Genomic DNA, 18,553 nt, shown 5'->3' with positions numbered 1-18,553 from the left:
AGACAATGGGATCATGACTAACAGCGCTGATGCGCCACAACCAGACATCACTCTCGGCTACACCCTCTGGGCGGTATTTCGCCGCGCCGATACCGCGACGAGGCTCCCGGAGGCCGACGAGGAGGCCCTCGTCGGCAAGCTCGACACCGCCGTCGCCAAGGTCGAGGCGACCGGCGTCACCGTGCGCGGGTTCTACGACGTGTCGTCGATCCGCGCCGATGCCGACCTCATGATCTGGCTGCACGGGCCGAACCCCGAAGACATTCAGGCCGCGCTGCGCATCCTCCGCCGCACCTCACTCCTGTACCACCTGCACCCGGTGTGGAACGCGATGGGCGTGCACCGCGACGCGGAGTTCACGTCGAACCACCTCCCCGCCTTCATGAAGGGCAAGGAGCCGGAAACCTGGCTCACCGTGTATCCGTTCGTGCGCTCGTACGAGTGGTATCTCCTTCCCGAGGACGAGCGTCGGGCGATGCTGGGCGACCACGGTCGAAAGGGCAGCCAGTACCCGCAGGTGCTCGCGAACACCGTCGCGTCCTTCGCCCTCGGCGACTACGAATGGATCCTCGCCCTCGAGGCGCCGGACCTCGTCGACCTCGTCGACCTCATGCGCCACCTGCGCCAGACGGAGGCACGGATGCACGTGCGAGAGGAGGTCCCGTTCTATACGGGCCGCCGCATTCCGACCAGCGCACTCCCGGAGGTGCTCGCATGAGCGTCGCCGAGCAGACTGGGCCGGCCGAGCAGACTGGGCCGGCCGAGCAGACTGAACAGTTCGTTCGCGCCGCGACCCCCGCCGCAGCATCCGGCCCCGAGCATGTCACCGAGCCCACCGCGTACGACGCGATCCTGCTGGCGAGCTTCGGCGGTCCCGAGGGACAGGACGACGTGATCCCGTTCCTGCGCAACGTCACGCGCGGCCGCGGGATCCCCGACGAGCGACTCGAAGAGGTCGCCCACCACTACCGTCATTTCGGCGGGGTCAGCCCGATCAACGACCAGAACCGCGAGCTCAAGGCCGCCCTTGAGGCCGAGCTTGCGCGTCGCGGCATCGACCTTCCCGTGCTGTGGGGCAACCGCAACTGGGACCCCTACCTGCGCGAGGCGCTCGTCGAGGCGAATGAGCGCGGCTTCACCAAGCTCATCGCGATCGGCACGAGCGCCTACAGCTCCTACTCGAGCTGCCGGCAGTATCGCGAGGACTACGCGCAGGCGCTCGCCGACACCGGGCTCGACGGCGTCATCGAGATTGACAAGGTGCGCCAGTTCTTCGACCACCCCGGCTTCGTCACGCCCTTCATCGAGGCGCTCGCGGGCGGACTCGCCAAGGTCGACGCCGCGGGAATCCCTCTGGAGCAGACTCACGTGCTCTTCACGACCCACTCGATCCCGTCGACGGATGCCGCGAAGAGCGGCCCGGCCAGTCGCGGCTTCGGCGAGGGTGGCGCCTATGCGGCCCAGCACCTCGCGGTCGCCGAGGTCGTCATCACGGCCCAGGAGGCGGAGGCTCCCCTGAACTGGTCGCTTGTCTACCAGTCCCGCTCCGGCCCGCCCACCCAGCCGTGGCTCGAGCCCGACATCAACGACGCCATCGACGACCTTGCCGCCGCCGGCATCCAGGCCGTCGTCATCGTGCCGCTCGGCTTCGTGAGCGACCACATGGAGGTGAAGTGGGATCTCGACACCGAGGCCATGGAGACCTCGGCGAAGCACGGCATCCTGGCGGTGCGCGTACCGACCCCCGGGGTGCACGCGGCGTATGTCAGCGGCCTCATCGACCTTGTGATCGAGCGGCGCGACGCGCTGCCCGTCGAGCAGCGCCCCTCGCTCACCGCCCTCGGGCCTTGGTACGACGTGTGCCGTCCCGGATGCTGCGAGAACGTGCGGCTCGGATTCAAACCGACCGTCGCGGGGCTGCAGCCGTGACGGTCGAGCTCATCCGGCTCGGCACCCGCGCGAGCGCGCTCGCGATGGCGCAGAGCCAGACCGTGGCGGACTCGCTCGCGAAGGCATCCGGCCTTCCCGTCGAACTCGTCCCGATCACGACCGAGGGCGACCGCTCGAAGCAGTCCCTGTCGACTCTCGGCGGCACCGGCGTCTTCGCGATCGGCCTGCGCGAGGCCCTGCGCGACGGTCGCTGCGACGTCGTCGTGCACTCGTTGAAGGACCTGCCGACCGCCCCCGCCGAGGGGCTTATGATCGCCGGGATCCCGAAGCGCGCCGACGCGCGCGATGCCGTGTGCGCGAGGGACGGCATGACCCTCGACACCCTCCCGCCCGGTGCGACGGTCGGCACCGGGTCGCCGCGCCGCGCCGCGCAGCTGCGCCGCCGCCGCCCCGACCTCGAGGTGGTCGACATCCGCGGCAACGTCGACACGCGCCTCGGCAAGGTCGCGTCGGGTGACCTCGACGCCGTGATGCTCGCTGCGGCCGGGCTCGCCCGGCTCGGCCGGCTCGAGGCCGTCACCGAGTTCTGTACCCTCGATGGGTGGCCGACGGCGCCGGGCCAGGGTGCCCTCGCCATCGAGACGGTCGCGAAGCCCGACCGTGTCGTGCGCTCGGCCGTCGCCTCGATCGAGCACCGGCCCACCCGGCTCACCGTGACCGCCGAGCGGGAGGTGCTGCGCATCCTCGAGGCGGGCTGCGCCGCGCCGATCGGCGCGCACGCGCTCCTCGACGACGGTCTGATCTTCCTCTCGGCGCGCGTCTACAGCCCCGACGGCACCGAGCACATCACGAGCGCGCACGCCCTCTACCTCGACGACGACCCGCGGCCCGCCGAGACGGTCGCCGCCCACGTCGCCAGAGAGCTGCTCTCGCTCGGCGCGGGCGAGCTTGTGCCGGCCGGGTCGATCTCGTGACCTCCCGCCGACAAACCGCCCTCGCAGGCTGGCGGGTTCTCGTACCGCGCGGCGGTGCCTGGGGAGACAGCGTCGCGGCCGCCCTGCGCGCGCACGCGGGCGTCCCCGTCATCGCGCCGCTCATCAACTTCGCCAGCACCGAGGACCCGCACGCGCTCGCGAGCGCACTGGAGGAACTCGAGGGCGGCGAATTCGAGTGGCTCGTTGTCACGAGCGCGACGACCGTGGACGTTCTAATGAGCCAGCGCACCAAGGTTCCCGCGGCGACGAAGATCGCGGCCGTCGGCGAGACGACCGCGGCCGCCCTGAGCCTCGCCGGCTACCGGGTCGACTTCATTCCCGAGGGCGACAACTCCGCCAGGGGCCTCGTCAGGGAGTGGCCACGCACCTCCGTCCGCGGGCGTGTGCTCGTCCCGCAGTCGGAGATCGCCGAGCCGACGCTGGTCGCTGGCCTCACCAGCCTCGGCTTCGACACCAAGTTCGTCGCCGCCTACCGCACCGTCGGCGTTCCCGTCAGCGAGCGAATCGCGGCCGATGTGGCTTCGGGCAGCATCCGGGCGATCCTCGTGACCTCCGGGAGCATCGCGCGGCAGGTGTCGCTGCAGCTGGCGCCCATCCCCGAGGGAACCACGATCGCCTGCATCGGCCCGCGGACCGCCTTCGACGCCCGAGCCGCCGGTCTCGCCGTGCACATCATCGCCGAGTACCGCTCGGCCGAATCTCTCATCGAATCGCTCGTCGACTACGCGCTCGAGCTCAGTGGCGAGCCGGGGGACCCGAATGACTGACCACTTCGCCCCGCGTGACCGGCCGCGGCGACTGAGGTCCACCCCCGCGATGCGTCGTCTCGTGGCCGAGACCCGGCTGCACCCAGCGGAGCTCGTGCTGCCGATGTTCGTGCGGGAGGGCGCATCCGACCCCGTCGACATCTCGTCGATGCCCGGCGTGCAGCAGCACTCGCTCGACTCGTTCAAGCGGGCGCTGTCGGATGCCGCCGCCGCGGGCATCGGGGGAGTGATGCTCTTCGGCGTGCCCGAGCACCGCGACGCCACCGGCTCGGGGGCGACCGATCCGGACGGCATCCTCAACGTCGCGACCCGCGCCGCTGTCGCGGAGGTCGGCGACGCTCTCGTCGTGCAAACAGATCTGTGCCTCGACGAGTTCACCGACCATGGCCACTGCGGCGTCGTCGACCGCCGCGGACGCGTCGACAACGACGCCACCCTCGTGCGCTACCGCGACATGGCGATCGCGCAAGCGCAGTCGGGATCCCAGCTGCTCGGTCTTTCCGGAATGATGGACGGCCAGGTCGCCGCCGTGCGAGACATCCTCGACGATCAGGGGCACACTGACACCGCGATCCTCGCCTACTCGGCAAAGTACGCCTCGGCGTTCTACGGACCGTTCCGCGAGGCGGTGCAATCGACCCTCACCGGCGACCGCCGCAGCTACCAGCTCGACCCCGGAAACGCGCGCGAGGGGCTGCGGGAGACCATCCTCGATACCGCCGAGGGCGCCGACATCGTCATGGTGAAGCCCGCGATGAGCTACCTCGACGTGCTCGCCGAGACGGCCGCTCTCAGTGATATTCCCGTTTGGGCATATCAGGTGTCCGGCGAGTACGCCATGATCGAGGCGGCGGCCGCGAACGGCTGGATCGACCGTCGGCGGGCGATCGAGGAGTCGGTCGTCGGCATCCGCCGCGCCGGTGCGGACGCCGTACTCACCTACTGGGCCGTCGAACTCGCCAACTGGCTGGCCGAGCGATGACGACCACCATCACTAATGAAACCGGTGCCATGCAGACCAACGAGCTCTACTTCACGCGCGCGAAGAACTCCATCCCCGGAGGGGTCAACTCCCCGGTGCGGGCCTTCGGCTCGGTCGGCGGCACGCCGCGCTTCATGGTCTCGGCAACGGGCCCGTACATCACGGATGCCGAGGGCCGCGAGTACGTCGACCTCGTCTGCTCCTGGGGCCCGGCGATCCTCGGCCACGCGCATCCGCAGGTCATCGAGGCGGTGCAGGCCGCCGCGGCCCGCGGGCTCTCGTTCGGCGCGTCGACGCCAGCCGAGACCGAGCTCGCCGAACTGGTGCGTGAGCGCGTCTCGGTGACCGCGGATGCCGCGGGCGGATCCGCGGGTGCCCCGATCGAAAAACTGCGACTGGTCTCGACCGGCACCGAGGCCACGATGACGGCCATCCGCCTCGCCCGCGGATTCACCGGCCGCGAGCTGCTCGTCAAGTTCGCCGGGCACTACCACGGGCACTCCGATGCGCTGCTCGCCGAGGCCGGCTCCGGGCTCGCGACCCTGTCAATGCCCGGCTCGGCGGGGGTGACGGCCGCGACTGCAGCGCAGACCCTCGTTCTCCCCTACAACGACCTCGACGCCGTGCACGCGGTGTTCGCCGAGCATGGACCGCGCATCGCCGCCGTGATCGTCGAGGCAGCATCCGCGAACATGGGGGTTGTGCCTCCCGAGCGGGGCTTCAACCGCGCCTTGTCGGCCATCGCCCGCGAGCACGGCGCGCTTCTCATCCTCGACGAGGTGCTGACCGGCTTCCGGGTCGGGCCCGCCGGCTGGTGGGGGCTCGAGGCCGCGGGCGTCGTCCCGGACGGTGCCGACTGGGCGCCCGACCTCATTGCCTTCGGCAAGGTCATCGGAGGCGGAATGCCGCTCGCGGGCCTCGGCGGTCGCGCTGACGTCATGGACTTCCTCGCGCCGCTCGGGCCGGTCTACCAGGCGGGCACCCTGAGCGGGAACCCGGTGGCCGTCGCCGCGGGCATCGCGACGCTGCGGCTGGCCGAGCCTGCCGTCTACGCGCGCCTGGATGCCGTGGCCGACACGCTCTCGGCGGCCGTGTCCTCCGCGCTGGCGGCTGAGGGCGTGGAGCACTCGGTGCAGCGGGCCGGCAACCTGTTCTCGTTCGTGTTCAGCCCGGAGGCGCCCAGGGACTACGCGGCGGTCAAGACGCAGCAATCGTTCCGGTACCCGCCGTTCTTCCACGCGATGCTCTCCGCGGGTGTCTCGCTGCCGCCGTCGGTGTTCGAGTCGTGGTTCGTGTCGGCCGCACACGACGAGGTCGCGATCTTGCGCATCCTCGACGCTCTGCCGGCTGCGGCACGCGCGGCCGCTGCGGCGGTGCCCTCGGCCTGAGGCCCGGTGCGCTGACTCCACGCTGCGCGAGCTGCACACGCGTGTCACTGCTCCCATTTCCCGTGAGTTGCCCGCTTGTGTGGCTTGTGGGTGTCTGGTGGGGACGTGTGTGGGCGACTCGCGGTGGTTGTGGTGTCCCTCTTTCGTGAGTTGCCCATTTGTGTGGCTTGTGGGTGTCTGGTGGGGACGTGTGTGGGCGACTCGCGGTGGTTGTGGGACTGCGCAGGGCAGCGCCGGGCTACACAGTGAAGGAGAGCGCGATACTGAGCGCCGCGAGCAGCGGCAGCAGCCCCTGGATGGCGGCGGCACGCAGCATCCGGCGATTGCTCGTGACGAGAACAAGGGCGGCGAGCACCATGCTGAGAGTCGACGTCAGCAGGAGGGCGAGGCCGGCGGACATGTTCACTGCGAGGAGCGCGATGCCGACCGCCACGCCGAGCGCAAGGAACAGGTTGTAGAAGCCCTGGTTGAAGGCCAGTGGCCGGGTTGTCTCGGCATCCGCCTGGCTCCGCAGCCCGAAGACCCGCCACGTCGACGGGTGCGTCCAGAGCACACTCTCGAGAACGAAGATGTACACGTGCACCGCGGCGGCGAGCACGGCGAGCACGGCACCGGTCACGAGGAGAAGGCTGCCCATGGCCGCAATGCTCCCACGCCGCCGCTCAGCTTTCATCATTCAGGAATGTCTGGGCCGATCGGCTTTCATCATTCAGGAGGGGGTGGGCGAATCACTATTCATCATTCAGGAGTGGGTGCGGTGCTAGCCCCCAGAATCGACGAATTGAGCTCGAACCGGCCGCGAAAACCGCGGAATAGGTTCATTGAGTGGATGCCGTGGGCTGCCGCTCCTGAATAATGAAAGCGGCCGTGGGCTGCCACTCCTGACACGTGAATACCGGTTTTTAGGCTGCGGTGGGGGTGAGGGTCACCTGGTATCCGAGGGTGCGGAGCTGGTTGATGGCGTTGGATTTTGTTCGGTCGGGGTGGCGGTTGGAGTAGTAGTTCGGTCCGAGTTCGGTGAAGGCTTCCCCGGTGGTGCCCATCTTCCAGACGGCGACAAGGATACTGTGCTCGAGGGCGACGATCGCCTTGATGCTGCCGCGCCGAGCGGCGATCCGTCGGTATTTCACGGCGAGGTGCGTGTTCTTCTGTCGGGTGATGACCAGGGCGGAGATCCCGAGGGCGGCCTTCAGGTGCGCATTACCGGGGCGCGTTTTGGTCGATTTCACTCGTCCCGCGGACTCGTTCGATCCCGGACAGACCCCGGCCCAGGACGCAAGATGTCCGGGGCTGGGGAAAATATGCATGTTCCCGCCGGTCTCGGCGATGATCACGTCCGCAACACGAACAGAGACCCCCGGAATGGTGGTGAGGGTCTCTCGAAAGACCCGAAAGGGTTCCATCACCACCTCGATTCGGGCGGTGATCTCATCGATCAGGGTCGCACTGTGATCGAGTTGGGTGAGGTGCAGGTTCACCATGAACGCGTGGTGGTCCCTAAACCGTCCGGTGAGGGCTTCGACCAGTTCCGGGATCTTCGCCCGCAGCCGGCCCTTGGCCAGAGCGGCAAGTTTCACGGGGTCGCGTTCCCCGGCGACCAGGGCATCGAGGATGCTGCGCGCCGAGACCCCGTTCAGCTGGGACACCACCGAGGACAGCTTGATCCCGGCGTCCTCGAGGATCTTCTCGATCCGCTGGATATGCCGGCTGCGCTCCTGCACGATCGTGGCCCGGGTCCGGGTCAGATCCCGCAACTCCCGGATCGGTTCCGGTGGCACGAACGAGGCCCGCACCAGTCCGTGAGCGGCCAGTTGGGCCAGCCAGCCCGCGTCCGAGACATCCGTTTTCCGGCCCGGGAAATTACGCACATCCCGCGCGTTGACAAGCGTCACCGGCAGCACCGATTCCAACAGATAGTAGAACGGCTTCCAATAATCACCGGTCGCCTCCATCACAACCGTTGTCACCCGGTTCGCGAGGAGATGCTCCCGCAACTCCAGCACCTGCGACGTTGTTGCACCCCAGGTAGTAACTTTCTGCTCGAACGTCCCGGGCCGTTTCCCAGGCACTCGAACACAGACCTTCACGTCCCGCTTGGAGATATCCATCCCCGCAGCACGCTCATGGACCACGTCCATCATTTTCCTCCTCATCCCATATATTGACGGGCCCACCACGGAAGAGGTTAGGAAAAATCAGAAATCTGACACACGTGCTCGGAGCAACAATCCACAGTTCTCGTAAGAAAACCCCTCCTGCCACGCTGAATAACAAGCTCTCAGCATCAAGGAAAAACCGGCATCCCCGTGGCGAGCACCTCCATCATCCGTCCGAGCACGACGCCGCGCCAGACCCGCAACGCGACCCAACCCGAAATTCAGCAACCACCACGGAGGGGCAACGCCCCTGAGACGCTGAATAATGAAGGCGGCCGGGCGCCGGAACTCCTGAATGATGAAAGCGATCAGGCGCGCACGTCGACAACGGTGCGCCCGCGGATGCGCCCGGCAAGGATGTCCTCGGCGATGCCCGGGGCGTCGCCTAGCGCGACCGTGGTGCTGAGCGAGTCGAGCAGGTCGCGGTCGAGGTCGCGCGCGAGGCGGCCCCACGCCTCCTCCCGCAGCGCGCGGGGCGCCTGCACCGAGTTGATGCCGGCGAGAGTGACCGACCGCAGGATGAACGGCATCACGGTGGTCGGGAGGTCCGGGCCGTGCGCGAGCCCGCAGCTCGCGACGATGCCGCCGTAGTTGGTCTGCGCGAGCACGTTGGCGAGGGTGTGGCTGCCCGCGGAGTCCACTGCGGCCGCCCAGCGCTGCGACTGCAGCGCCTTGCCCGGCAGGCCCAGGAGGGCGCGGTCGATGACCTCGCTCGCCCCGAGCTTCGCAAGGTACTCGGTTTCATCGAGCCGCCCGGTCGACGCGACCACGCGGTGTCCGAGTCCGGCGAGCAGGGCTATCGCAATAGATCCGACGCCGCCGGCCGCCCCCGTGACGAGCACGTCGCCGTCGCCGATCCCGTGGCGCTCGAGCGCGAGCACGGCGAGCATCGAGGTGTACCCGGCGGTGCCTATCGCTGCGGCGTGGTGCGGGTCGAGGCCGTCGGGAAGGCGCACGAGCCACTCGCCGTTGACCCGGGCGCGCTCCGCGAGCCCGCCGTGGTGCTTCTCGCCGATGCCCCACCCGTTGAGAATGACCCGGTCGCCCGGCATCCATTCCGCGTTGGCGGATGCCGCGACGACCCCCACAAGGTCGATCCCGGCAACCAGCGGATAGTCCTTGATGACGCCGGGGCGCCCGGTGAGGGCGAGGCCGTCCTTGAAGTTGATACTCGAGTACTCGACGTCCACCGTGACGTCGCCCGGCATCAGGTCGGAGTCGTCGAGCTCGACGAGGGTCGCGGGGGTGGCGGCAGGATCGCCGGTGGGCTTCTCGACTCTGAGGGCGCGGAACATCCTTCTACGCTACCCCGGCGAGTGATCGCTCGAGATGACGGATGCCGTCGGCCCCCTATCCGAAGAGGATCGCGGCTTCGTCGTAGCGGGACTGCGACACCGTGTTCAGTTTTCCGAGCGCGTCCTCGAACGCGACGTGGGTGATCGACGTGCCGCTGAGCGACACCATCCGTCCCCAGCGCTGGTGCATGACCGAGTCGACGGCCGCCATGCCGTAGCGAGTGGCGAGCACGCGGTCGTACGAGCTCGGGGTTCCGCCGCGCTGGATGTGGCCGAGGGTCGTGGCCCGCGTCTCGAGGCCGGTGCGCTCCTCGATGATCGGCGCGAGGATCTCGCCAATGCCGCCGAGGCGGGGCCGGCCGAAGGCGTCGAGCCCGCGCTCGGAGTGCGGGTCGTCCATCGAGTCGAGGTGAAATCCCTCGGCGACGACGACGAGCGGTGCGCGCCCGCGGTCCTTGACCGACTGCACCCACGCGCAGATCTGGTCCAGGCTCGTCTTCTGCTCCGGGATCAGGATGACGTGGGCGCCCGCCGCCATGCCCGAGTGCAGGGCGATCCAGCCGACGTGCCGGCCCATGACCTCGGCGACCATGCACCGTCCGTGCGAGTCGCCGGTTGTACGCAGCCGGTCCATCGCGTCCGTCGCGATCTGCACCGCGGTGTCGAAGCCGAAGGTGTAGTCCGTGGCGGAGAGGTCGTTATCGACGGTTTTGGGAACACCGACGATCTTGATGCCGGCATCCGTGAGCCGCTTGGCGGCGGCGAGCGTGCCCTCGCCGCCGATGGCGATGAGCGAGTCGACGCCGAGCCGGGCCATGTTCTCGCGTACCCGGTCCGCACCGCCGTCGCCCTCGAACGGGTTGGTGCGCGAGGTGCCGAGAATCGTGCCGCCCTGCTTCGAGATGCCCTGGATGTCCTTACGCGCAAGGGGCATGATGTCGCCATCGACGACGCCTCGCCAGCCGCCGCGGAACCCGACGAATTCCTGGTTGTAGATCTGGGTGCCCTTCAGAACCGCGCCGCGAATGACCGCGTTAAGTCCGGGACAATCGCCGCCGCTGGTCAGGATGCCGATGCTCATGACTCCTATCTTTGTGGTCGGCGCCCCCTCCGCGCTAATCGCGGGCGGGCGGCGGATGCGGCCGACTCCCCCGCGCCGCCTGCCGCGGCCGTCCGCCCCTTGCTAGGGTGGCGCCGTGGAGATCCTGAAGAACGTGCTCGTTGTGCTGCATTTCGTTGGACTGGCCTCGCTGCTCGGGGGCGTGCTTGTGCAGATCCGATCGTTCAAGACCGGCCGCGCCGTGGTGCTCCCGGCCATCATGCACGGGGCTTGGACGCAGCTCGCGACCGGCCTCGCGCTCGTGGCGGTGATTGAGATGGGCGACCTCCACGAGTCGAACAACGCCAAGGTCGCCGTCAAACTCGTCGTCGTCGTCGTCATCGTCGTCGTCGGATTCCTCAACCGCAAGAAGGAGCGCCCCGCGGCCTGGGTCGTGCCGGCGATCGGCGCCCTCGCCCTCGTGAACACCGTTATCGCGGTGTTCTGGCGGTAGTTTCCGCGGTCACTGCGCCGTGGGGTAGAACAGCCTGTGCACTGGTTTTGTATACATATCGGTGATTTCTTAGGATTAAACGGCTCCTCGTGCCATGCTGAAGCCGTTCTGTGCATACAGAAGGCGATGGAGGGCTTCGACGAGGAAGTCGCATCGCACACCCGAACCGAGACAAGGAAGCCTCATGAGCCCAGACCAGCCCGGTCCACCGATGGTGTCCACGATCGACTACGAGGCGATTGCGGAGTCGCCGCGGTTCCTCAAGCTCAAGCACAGCCACCACAACTTCGTGCTGCCGATCGCGGCTGCCTTCATGATCTGGTATTTCGCTTTCGTGCTCGTGGCGGCACTCGCGCCCGAGTTCATGTCGACCCCGGTCTTCGGCAACGTCAACCTCGGGATCGTGCTCGGGCTCTCCCAGTTCGTGACGACCTTCGGAATCACCATGTGGTACGTCTCGTTCGCGAATCGCCGCCTCGACCCGCTCGGTGCAGAACTGCGTGAACAGCTTGAAGGGGCGGAGAACAAGTGACCATGCTCAGTGTCGCGGCAGCGCCCAGTGTGGCGCTCGAGGGGAACAACCCGCTCCTCAACATGTCGATCTTTCTCGCCTTCGTGATCCTGACGATGATCATCGTCATCCGGTCGGGCCGCAACAGCAAGTCCGCCAACGACTACTATGCCGGCGGCCGTTCCTTCACCGGGCCACAGAACGGATTCGCGATCGCGGGAGACTACCTCTCCGCGGCATCCTTCCTCGGCATTGTCGGCGCGATTGCCGTCAACGGCTACGACGGCTTCCTCTACTCGATCGGGTTCCTCGTCGCCTGGCTCGTGGCGCTGCTGCTGGTTGCCGAGCTCATGCGCAACACGGGCAAGTTCACGATGGCCGACGTCCTGTCGTTCCGCCTCAAGCAGGGCCCGGTGCGGATGGCCGCGGCGACCACAACCCTCGCGGTGTGCCTGTTCTACCTGCTCGCACAGATGGCCGGCGCCGGCGGGCTCGTCGCCCTGCTGCTGGGCATCGAGGACAAGCTCGGCCAGTCGATCGTCGTCGCCGTCGTCGGCGTGCTGATGATCGTCTACGTGCTCGTCGGCGGCATGAAGGGCACCACCTGGGTGCAGATCGTCAAGGCGTTCCTGCTCATGACCGGCGCGGGAGTCATGACGATCTGGGTTCTCGTGCTCAACGGGTTCAGCCTGTCGAAGCTGCTCGACACCGCGGTCGCCGCATCGACGAGCATCCCGGCCGACGCGATCCTCAGCCCGGGGCTCCAGTACGGCGGCAACCCGCTCGACTTCATCTCGCTCGCGGTCGCCCTCGTGCTCGGCACCGCGGGGCTCCCGCACGTGCTCATGCGCTTCTACACGGTGCCGACGGCCCGCGAGGCGCGCCGCTCGGTCGTCTGGGCGATCTGGCTCATCGGCGTCTTCTACCTGTTCACGCTCATCCTCGGCTACGGCGCCGCGGCGCTCGTCGGACCGGATGTCATCAAATCGGCCCCGGGCGGCGTCAACTCCGCGGCCCCGCTGCTCGCCCTCTCGCTCGGCGGACCGGTGCTCATGGGCATCATCTCGGCAGTGGCGTTTGCGACGATCCTCGCGGTCGTCGCCGGCCTCACCATCACCGCAGCAGCATCCTTTGCCCACGACATCTACGCGAACGTGATCAAGAAGGGCAAGGTCAACCCCGACGCCGAGGTCAAGGTCGCCCGTCGCACGGTCATCGTGATCGGCATCCTCGCGATCGCGGGCGGGATCGGCGTGCAGGGGCAGAACATCGCCTTCCTGGTGGCGCTCGCGTTCGCCGTGGCGGCAAGCTCGAACCTGCCGACGATCCTGTATTCGCTGTACTGGAAGGGGTTCACCACCCGCGGCGCGGTCTGGAGCATGTACGGCGGCCTCGGCCTCACCGTGCTGCTGATCGTCTTCTCACCCGTGTTCTCCGGCACGCCCACTTCGGTGTTCGGCGAAGGAGTCGACTTCGCGTGGTTCCCGTTGAACAACCCGGGCATCGTCTCGATCCCCGCCGGCTTCCTGCTCGGCTGGCTCGGTTCGATCACGTCGACGCGCAAGGAAGACCCGCGCATCGCCGCCGAGATGAAGGTTCGCTCGCTCACCGGGCACGGCGCCGAAAAGGCATCGGAGCACTAAAGGGACGTTCGTCTCTGGCGCCGTGTCTCCGATCCTGATGATCTGGGGATGCGGCGCCGGGCCGCGAGTGGAAAGGGGACAGCATGTGGGAGGGCGAAGGATCCGTCGTCGAACTGGGCGAGGAGGAGAGGTGGCAGCTGTTGCGCCACAATTCGCTTGCGCGGCTGGCGCTCAGCGCGGCGGGCGAAATCGACATCTTTCCCGTCAACTACTACGCCGACGGCGAGACGCTGCTGTTGCGCACCGCCCCGGGTACCAAGCTGCTCGAGCTGACCGTGAACTCGCACGTCGCGGTTGAGATCGACGGGTTCACCGACGAGGACGCGTGGAGCGTCGTCGTGAAGGGCACCGCCCGCCGGCTCGAGCGGCAGGCCGAGATCGACGAGGCCGACCAGACGCCGCTCGTGCCGTGGATCCCGACCCTCAAGTACATCTATGTGCGGATCACCCCGGCCGCGATCACCGGGCGGCGGTTCGAGCGTGCCCCGGAGCCGGAGCGCTACTGACGCTCGGCCCTCCACGTCGGCCCCTCCTCTCGGTGAGAGCCCGAAGTGCGTAGAGGATCGTGAACAGGTCGACCACCTCCTGGAGGGCGGCGCCGACGATCGCCGGCAGCAGCCCGAAGGTCGCGACGATCATGAGCCCCAGGCTCAGGGCGATTCCGAGCCAGATCGCCTGAAGCGCGACATTGGTTGTCTGCCTACCGATCGAGATCGCCCGCAGGATGCGTGAGAAGTCGTCCAGCATGATCACGACATCCGCCGATTCGCTGGCTGCCGTCGAGCCCTTCGCGCCCATCGCGACGCCGATGTCGGCGACGGCGAGCACCGGGGCGTCGTTGACCCCGTCGCCGACCATCATCACCGGCCGGTCGGTCACGCTCTTGACGGCATCCACCTTGCCCTCTGGCAGGCACTGCGCCCGCACCTGGGTGATGCCCAGCTCGGCAGCGATGTGTCGCGCCGTCGCCTCGAGATCGCCCGTGAGCATGATCGTGTGGCGCACCCCCAGCGCCTCGAGCTGGTCGAGGGTCGCCTTCGCGTTGTCCCGGATGCGGTCGGCCAGGATAACGTCGCCGGCATAACGGCCGTCGACCGCGACGTAGATCGCCATCTGGCCGCTCTCCGGCGGAGGTGAGTCGATCGGGATGCCGGCTGACTCGATGAACGAGCGCTTGCCCACCATGACAGCGCGCCCGTCGACGATCGCGCTGACCCCGCTGGCTGTCGTCTCGTCCGCCCCGGTCACGGGCGCCGGTGGCAGGCCCCGCGCGCCCGCCGCGGTGACGACCGCCGACGCGAGCACGTGGCCGGAATACTGCTCGGCGCTCGCCGCGAGGGAGAGCAGGTCGTCGCCCGTGAATCCGCTCGCAGGGCGCACGGCGGTGACCTCGGGTGTGCCGTGGGTGAGCGTGCCGGTCTTGTCGAACGCGACGGTGCGCACGCGCGAGAGCTGCTCGAGGGTGCCGCCGCCCTTAACGATGATGCCGGACTTCGCGGCACGGCTGATGCCCGAGATGAAGGCGACCGGGGCGGCGATCAGCAGGGGGCACGGCGTCGCGACGACGAGCACCTCCGCGAACCGGCTCGGATCGCCGCTGACGAACCAGGCGAAACCGGCGATCGCAAACGAGACGAGGGTGAACGGCACGGCGTAGCGGTCAGCGAGCCGCACGAGCGGCGCGCGCGACTCGGAGGCCTTCCGCACCAGCTGCACGACTGCCTGGTACTGGCTCTCCGCGGCGATCGCCGTCGCCTCCATCGTGACGGCCCGCTCGCCGTTGACCGATCCGCTGAGCAGCGCATCGCCCCTCGCGCGCTCGACCGGCAGGCTCTCGCCGGTCAGCTGCGACTCGTCGAACGCGGCGGCATCCGAGAGCAGGATGCCGTCGACCGGCACGACCTCGCCGGGATGCACGACGAGCTGGTCGCCGACCCCCACCTCGTCGATCGGCACGTCGGTGACCACGTCGCCGTCGACGAGGCGGTGTGCCGACTGGGGTGCGCGATCGAGCAGTGCCCGCAGTTCGCGCCGGGCGCGGTAACCCGCGTACTGCTCGAGCGCCTCGCCCCCCGACAGCATGAGCACGATCACGAGGCTTGCCCAGTACTCACCAACAGCGACGGTGGCGAGGATCGCGGCGACCGCGAGAATGTCGAGCCCGGCGTGCCCCTTCAGCAGCTTCCTGAGCATCGACCACGTGTTGACGGCGGCGATGACGAGCGCGTATGCGCTGACGACCCATCGGGCCCAGTCATCCGGCCCGACGAACTCCAGCAGCAGCCCGATCAGCCCGACACCGAGTGTGACCGCGACGACGGGGTAGCGCCGCAACTGGGTTGTCACCGAGGTCATCGTTCATTCCTATCGTTGATCGTCGGTGCGGACCAGTGGCTTCAGGCCGCGGTGATCTGCCGGTAGAGCAGGTCGCTGCACCAGCCGGGCGAGGCGAGGGGGAGGCCGTGACCGCCGCGGTGGGTGCGCGCGGTGACGCCCGCGAATTCCGCCGAGAGGGCGAGCGCGCGCCCGGGGACCGGCACCGGATCGACCTCGCCGTCGACGAGCAGCAGTGGCACGCCCCGGCCCGACAGCGAGGTGACCGCTCCGGTCCAGGTGTCGGCGGCAACGAGGGCCTCGAAGCTCTGGATGTAGGAGAACCAGGTGTGCTTGACGCCGTCCCGGGCGATGGCCGCCGGCATCGTCGGGTTGAGCGCGACGGCGAGCACGGAGGCGGCGGAGCGGTGCCGGCACATCCATGCGCACACCGTGTGGGCGAGCGCGCCAGTCGACAGCAGCGCCTCGAACCAGCCCAGATGCCGCACCCGCTCGTCTGTCTCCGCCCGGGTTCGGTACAGCGGGGCGTCGAATGCGACGACCGTGCGGATGTCGCCGTCGCTCGCCGCCGCCCACTGGATCGCGAGTGACGCGCCCATCGAGTGGCCGGCCACGTGCAGCGGGCGCCCGTCGAGGTCGAGGGCGCTGAGGGCGCCGGTGATGGCGGCGAGGTGCTCCTCGAGGGCGAACGAGTCGGTGCTGACCCCGGCATCCATCGACGAGCCGAAGCCGAGGGGATCGATCACGACCACCGTCGCGATCTCTCCGAGTCGGTCGTAGGCCGCTCCGAAGTAGGCCTCGCTCGCCGCGATGCCCGGCAGCAGCACGAGAACGGGGTTGCCCTGGCCGAACACGCGGACGCCGAGACGCCCGGCGCGGCGCGCTAGCCCCGCGCCCCGGCGCCAGCGGCGCACCCGGCCCGAAGAGAAGTGCAGGGCGGGCCAGACGGACGCCGCGAGCAGCACCGCCCCGACCGCGGCCGCGCTGATTCGTCTATTGCCCATGCCGCCCACCCTATGGCGGGACGCCCGCGTGCCCGCAGCGGGTTAGGCGTGCGCTGCGCAGGCGGTTGTCGCCTCGTGCTCGGTGCACACCACGCGCTGCTCCCGGCAGGAGCGCTCGCCGCAGTTCGCGGTCGTGCTGCTCGGCGCCCCGCAGGCGTAGCATCGCCCGATGACCTCGGCGTCGTCGCTGAAGTCGATCGAGAGGCGCTCGTCGAAGACGTAGAGCGAGCCGTGCCAGAGTCCGCCGTCGCCGTAGGTCGCGCCGTAGCGGGCAATGCCGCCGTCGAGCTGGTACACCTCGGTGAACCCGCGGTTGACCATGAGAGAACTCAGCACCTCGCACCGGATGCCGCCCGTGCAGTAGGTCACGACCGGCTGCGCCTTGAGGTGGTCGTAGCGACCGCTCTCCAGATCCGCGACGAATTCGCGGGTGTTGGAGACATCCGGAACCACCGCCCCCTCGAACCGGCCGATTTCCGCCTCGATGCGGTTGCGGCCGTCGAAGAAGGTCACGTCTTTCGCCGCGATGAGCTCGTGCAGCTGCTCCGGCGTGAGCTTCGTGCCGCCGCCGACGACCCCGGTGGAGTCGACGACGAGCTCGCCGGGCGCCCCGAAGCTCACGATCTCCGCGCGCACCTTCACGCTCAGCCGCGGGAAGTCGTCGCCAGCGCCCTCGGCCCACTTGACGTCCATGTCCGCGAGAGCGGGGTACTCGCGGGTGCGCCGAAGGTACCTCTTCACATTCGGCAGGTCGCCGCCGACCGTTCCGTTTATGCCGTCCTTCGAGATGAGGATGCGGCCCTTCAGGCCGAGCGCCTCGCACAGCTCGCGCTGCCAGAGGCGCACAGCGTCTGGGTCGGCGAGCGGGGTGAACGCGTAGTAGAGCAGGATCTTCGGAACGGCCACCGCACCACCCTACGTCGGGTGCGGATGCCCGCGCAGGAATGCGGATGCCGCCGCGCGAATGCGGATACCGCCGCGCTCGGCGAGAATGTCCCCATGACGATGAACGAGCGACCAGCCCTGCTGGCGTGCTCGGGAGTCCGGTCCGTGGCATGAACGCGCCGCTGTCGACGGTCTGGGCGCCCCAGACGCCGGTGAATCTGCGGCAGACGCTGCGGCCCCTCGGCCGCGGTGCGCTCGACCCGACGCTGCGGTGGGACGGCGATGGTGTGTGGCGCGCGCTGCGCACCCCCGCCGGCACTGCGACGCTCCACCTCGAGGTTCGCGGTTCAGCCGTCGAGGCGGCCGCGTGGGGCGACGGCGCCGAATGGGCGATCGCCGGGGTGCCGGAGCTGCTCGGGCACGGCGACGACCAGTCGGGGTTCGACGTGAGCGGCAACGCCTTCCTGCACGAGGCGCAGCGGCGCCTGACCGGGCAGCGGCTGCTCCGCACCAACCTCGTGCTCGAGGCAATGCTCGCGGCAATACTCGAGCAGAAGGTCACCAGCAAGGAGGCGAGGCGCGCCTGGAGCTCGCTCATCCGGGGGCACGGGGATCCGGCGCCCGGACCGGCACCGGAGGGGATGCGTGTGTTCCCGGCGCCCTCGACCTGGCGGCTTGTGCCGTCGTGGGACTGGCACCGGGCGGGCGTCGACCCGCAGCGGTCCCGCACGGCGCTCGCCGCGGCATCCGTCGCGAGCGGGCTCGAGCGCACCCTGCGTTTCGGTCGGGGCGGTGCCGACGTCGCTCGTGGGCTGCGCTCGGTGCCCGGCGTCGGGGTGTGGACGGCGGCCGAGACGAGCCAGCGCGCGCACGGCGACCCCGACTCGGTGAGCGTCGGCGACTACCACCTTCCCGCCGTGGTCGGGTTGGCGCTTGTGGGCAGGCCGGTCGACGACGACGGCATGCTCGAGCTGCTCGAGCCGTGGCGCGGGCATCGCCAGCGGGTCATGCGCATCATCGAGGGCAGTGGGTTCCGAAAGCCGCGCTTCGGGCCGCGCATGACCATCCAGGACCACCGGGGGCACTGAGCGGGCGCGCCACGTACTTTCATCATTCAGGAGTTTGGGCTTCTGGCCGGCTGCACAATTCA

Annotated in this window: 18 protein-coding genes; 11 read left to right on the top strand and 7 right to left on the bottom strand. The window is 68.8% G+C overall.

Going from position 1 to position 18,553, the window contains the following annotated elements; translation table 11 throughout:
• Positions 1-13: 13 nt before the first annotated feature.
• Genes hemQ through hemL form a run of 6 tightly spaced genes read left to right on the top strand, consistent with a single transcriptional unit; the run spans position 14 to position 6,022 of the window.
• Positions 14-718 (top strand): hydrogen peroxide-dependent heme synthase, encoded by a 705-nt coding sequence (gene hemQ, locus BHD05_RS01620; RefSeq protein ID WP_161884880.1) that lies wholly within the window; start codon positions 14-16, stop codon positions 716-718.
• Positions 715-1,929 (top strand): ferrochelatase, encoded by a 1,215-nt coding sequence (locus tag BHD05_RS01615; RefSeq protein WP_161884879.1) that lies wholly within the window; start codon positions 715-717, stop codon positions 1,927-1,929. Before hemQ ends, BHD05_RS01615 begins: the two co-directional genes overlap by 4 nt.
• A gap of 44 nt (positions 1,930-1,973) precedes the next feature.
• Positions 1,974-2,864, top strand: coding sequence for a hydroxymethylbilane synthase (hemC, locus tag BHD05_RS01610; protein WP_236966718.1), 891 nt, complete (start codon positions 1,974-1,976; stop codon positions 2,862-2,864).
• Positions 2,861-3,652, top strand: a complete 792-nt coding sequence (locus BHD05_RS01605; protein WP_161884877.1) for a uroporphyrinogen-III synthase — start codon at positions 2,861-2,863, stop codon at positions 3,650-3,652. Before hemC ends, BHD05_RS01605 begins: the two co-directional genes overlap by 4 nt.
• On the top strand, positions 3,645-4,634 hold the full coding sequence (hemB, locus tag BHD05_RS01600; protein ID WP_161884876.1) for a porphobilinogen synthase: 990 nt from the start codon (positions 3,645-3,647) through the stop codon (positions 4,632-4,634). Before BHD05_RS01605 ends, hemB begins: the two co-directional genes overlap by 8 nt.
• 29 nt (positions 4,635-4,663) lie before the next feature.
• The gene (hemL, locus tag BHD05_RS01595) at positions 4,664-6,022 is read left to right on the top strand and encodes a glutamate-1-semialdehyde 2,1-aminomutase (protein WP_161887289.1); all 1,359 of its coding nucleotides are present in this window, start codon (positions 4,664-4,666) and stop codon (positions 6,020-6,022) included.
• 238 nt (positions 6,023-6,260) lie between these two features.
• Here hemL and BHD05_RS01590 read toward each other — a convergent pair whose 3' ends face one another.
• The 4 genes from BHD05_RS01590 to BHD05_RS01575 all read right to left on the bottom strand — a co-directional run bounded on the left by BHD05_RS01590 (position 6,261) and on the right by BHD05_RS01575 (position 10,554).
• Complete coding sequence (locus BHD05_RS01590; protein WP_161884875.1) at positions 6,261-6,659, bottom strand: DUF1304 domain-containing protein; 399 nt, start codon at positions 6,657-6,659, stop codon at positions 6,261-6,263.
• A 265-nt stretch (positions 6,660-6,924) separates the two neighbouring features.
• Positions 6,925-8,160, bottom strand: coding sequence for an IS110 family RNA-guided transposase (locus BHD05_RS01585; protein ID WP_161887252.1), 1,236 nt, complete (start codon positions 8,158-8,160; stop codon positions 6,925-6,927).
• Positions 8,161-8,486: 326 nt separating this feature from the next.
• Positions 8,487-9,473: an acrylyl-CoA reductase (NADPH) gene (gene acuI / locus BHD05_RS01580; RefSeq protein ID WP_161884874.1), complete on the bottom strand. Its 987-nt coding sequence runs from the start codon at positions 9,471-9,473 to the stop codon at positions 8,487-8,489.
• A gap of 55 nt (positions 9,474-9,528) precedes the next feature.
• Positions 9,529-10,554, bottom strand: coding sequence for a 6-phosphofructokinase (locus tag BHD05_RS01575; protein WP_161884873.1), 1,026 nt, complete (start codon positions 10,552-10,554; stop codon positions 9,529-9,531).
• A gap of 115 nt (positions 10,555-10,669) precedes the next feature.
• On the opposite strand from BHD05_RS01575, the gene BHD05_RS01570 reads away from it, so the two are divergent.
• The 4 genes from BHD05_RS01570 to BHD05_RS01555 all read left to right on the top strand — a co-directional run bounded on the left by BHD05_RS01570 (position 10,670) and on the right by BHD05_RS01555 (position 13,686).
• Complete coding sequence (locus BHD05_RS01570; RefSeq protein WP_161884872.1) at positions 10,670-11,026, top strand: hypothetical protein; 357 nt, start codon at positions 10,670-10,672, stop codon at positions 11,024-11,026.
• A gap of 184 nt (positions 11,027-11,210) precedes the next feature.
• Positions 11,211-11,558 carry a DUF485 domain-containing protein gene (locus BHD05_RS01565; RefSeq protein ID WP_161884871.1) on the top strand — a complete coding sequence of 116 codons (348 nt, stop codon included), beginning with the start codon at positions 11,211-11,213 and terminating at the stop codon, positions 11,556-11,558.
• A 2-nt stretch (positions 11,559-11,560) separates the two neighbouring features.
• Positions 11,561-13,180, top strand: a complete 1,620-nt coding sequence (locus tag BHD05_RS01560; protein WP_202614328.1) for a solute symporter family protein — start codon at positions 11,561-11,563, stop codon at positions 13,178-13,180.
• Positions 13,181-13,263: 83 nt separating this feature from the next.
• Positions 13,264-13,686: a pyridoxamine 5'-phosphate oxidase family protein gene (locus tag BHD05_RS01555; RefSeq protein WP_161884869.1), complete on the top strand. Its 423-nt coding sequence runs from the start codon at positions 13,264-13,266 to the stop codon at positions 13,684-13,686.
• Here BHD05_RS01555 and BHD05_RS01550 read toward each other — a convergent pair.
• Genes BHD05_RS01550 through trhO form a run of 3 tightly spaced genes read right to left on the bottom strand, consistent with a single transcriptional unit; the run spans position 13,640 to position 17,424 of the window.
• On the bottom strand, positions 13,640-15,535 hold the full coding sequence (locus BHD05_RS01550) for a heavy metal translocating P-type ATPase (RefSeq protein ID WP_161884868.1): 1,896 nt from the start codon (positions 15,533-15,535) through the stop codon (positions 13,640-13,642). The two genes, BHD05_RS01555 and BHD05_RS01550, sit on opposite strands and share 47 nt — an antisense overlap.
• A gap of 41 nt (positions 15,536-15,576) precedes the next feature.
• Positions 15,577-16,518 carry an alpha/beta fold hydrolase gene (locus BHD05_RS01545; protein ID WP_161884867.1) on the bottom strand — a complete coding sequence of 314 codons (942 nt, stop codon included), beginning with the start codon at positions 16,516-16,518 and terminating at the stop codon, positions 15,577-15,579.
• A 42-nt stretch (positions 16,519-16,560) separates the two neighbouring features.
• Positions 16,561-17,424 carry an oxygen-dependent tRNA uridine(34) hydroxylase TrhO gene (gene trhO / locus BHD05_RS01540; RefSeq protein ID WP_161884866.1) on the bottom strand — a complete coding sequence of 288 codons (864 nt, stop codon included), beginning with the start codon at positions 17,422-17,424 and terminating at the stop codon, positions 16,561-16,563.
• A gap of 149 nt (positions 17,425-17,573) precedes the next feature.
• Between trhO and BHD05_RS01535 the strand changes: the two genes are divergently transcribed.
• Complete coding sequence (locus BHD05_RS01535) at positions 17,574-18,491, top strand: DNA-3-methyladenine glycosylase family protein (protein ID WP_161884865.1); 918 nt, start codon at positions 17,574-17,576, stop codon at positions 18,489-18,491.
• Positions 18,492-18,553: the final 62 nt, after the last annotated feature.

The sequence above is a fragment of the Marisediminicola antarctica genome (genome assembly GCF_009930795.1).
Taxonomy (GTDB): domain Bacteria; phylum Actinomycetota; class Actinomycetes; order Actinomycetales; family Microbacteriaceae; genus Marisediminicola; species Marisediminicola antarctica.
Note: the sequence above shows the minus strand (reverse complement) of the source record. Positions and strands in the feature narration are given on the sequence as shown.

Excerpts from the sequence above, each read along its gene's own strand:
- hemQ (WP_161884880.1), top strand. The coding sequence starts at position 14 with ATGACTAACAGCGCTGATGCGCCACAACCAGACATCACTCTCGGCTAC.
- BHD05_RS01615 (WP_161884879.1), top strand. The coding sequence starts at position 715 with ATGAGCGTCGCCGAGCAGACTGGGCCGGCCGAGCAGACTGGGCCGGCC.
- hemC (WP_236966718.1), top strand. The coding sequence starts at position 1,974 with ATGGCGCAGAGCCAGACCGTGGCGGACTCGCTCGCGAAGGCATCCGGC.
- hemB (WP_161884876.1), top strand. The coding sequence starts at position 3,645 with ATGACTGACCACTTCGCCCCGCGTGACCGGCCGCGGCGACTGAGGTCC.
- hemL (WP_161887289.1), top strand. The coding sequence starts at position 4,664 with ATGCAGACCAACGAGCTCTACTTCACGCGCGCGAAGAACTCCATCCCC.
- BHD05_RS01590 (WP_161884875.1), bottom strand. The coding sequence starts at position 6,659 with ATGGGCAGCCTTCTCCTCGTGACCGGTGCCGTGCTCGCCGTGCTCGCC.
- BHD05_RS01585 (WP_161887252.1), bottom strand. The coding sequence starts at position 8,160 with ATGGACGTGGTCCATGAGCGTGCTGCGGGGATGGATATCTCCAAGCGG.
- acuI (WP_161884874.1), bottom strand. The coding sequence starts at position 9,473 with ATGTTCCGCGCCCTCAGAGTCGAGAAGCCCACCGGCGATCCTGCCGCC.
- BHD05_RS01575 (WP_161884873.1), bottom strand. The coding sequence starts at position 10,554 with ATGAGCATCGGCATCCTGACCAGCGGCGGCGATTGTCCCGGACTTAAC.
- BHD05_RS01565 (WP_161884871.1), top strand. The coding sequence starts at position 11,211 with ATGAGCCCAGACCAGCCCGGTCCACCGATGGTGTCCACGATCGACTAC.
- BHD05_RS01560 (WP_202614328.1), top strand. The coding sequence starts at position 11,561 with ATGCTCAGTGTCGCGGCAGCGCCCAGTGTGGCGCTCGAGGGGAACAAC.
- BHD05_RS01555 (WP_161884869.1), top strand. The coding sequence starts at position 13,264 with ATGTGGGAGGGCGAAGGATCCGTCGTCGAACTGGGCGAGGAGGAGAGG.
- BHD05_RS01550 (WP_161884868.1), bottom strand. The coding sequence starts at position 15,535 with ATGACCTCGGTGACAACCCAGTTGCGGCGCTACCCCGTCGTCGCGGTC.
- BHD05_RS01545 (WP_161884867.1), bottom strand. The coding sequence starts at position 16,518 with ATGGGCAATAGACGAATCAGCGCGGCCGCGGTCGGGGCGGTGCTGCTC.
- BHD05_RS01535 (WP_161884865.1), top strand. The coding sequence starts at position 17,574 with ATGAACGCGCCGCTGTCGACGGTCTGGGCGCCCCAGACGCCGGTGAAT.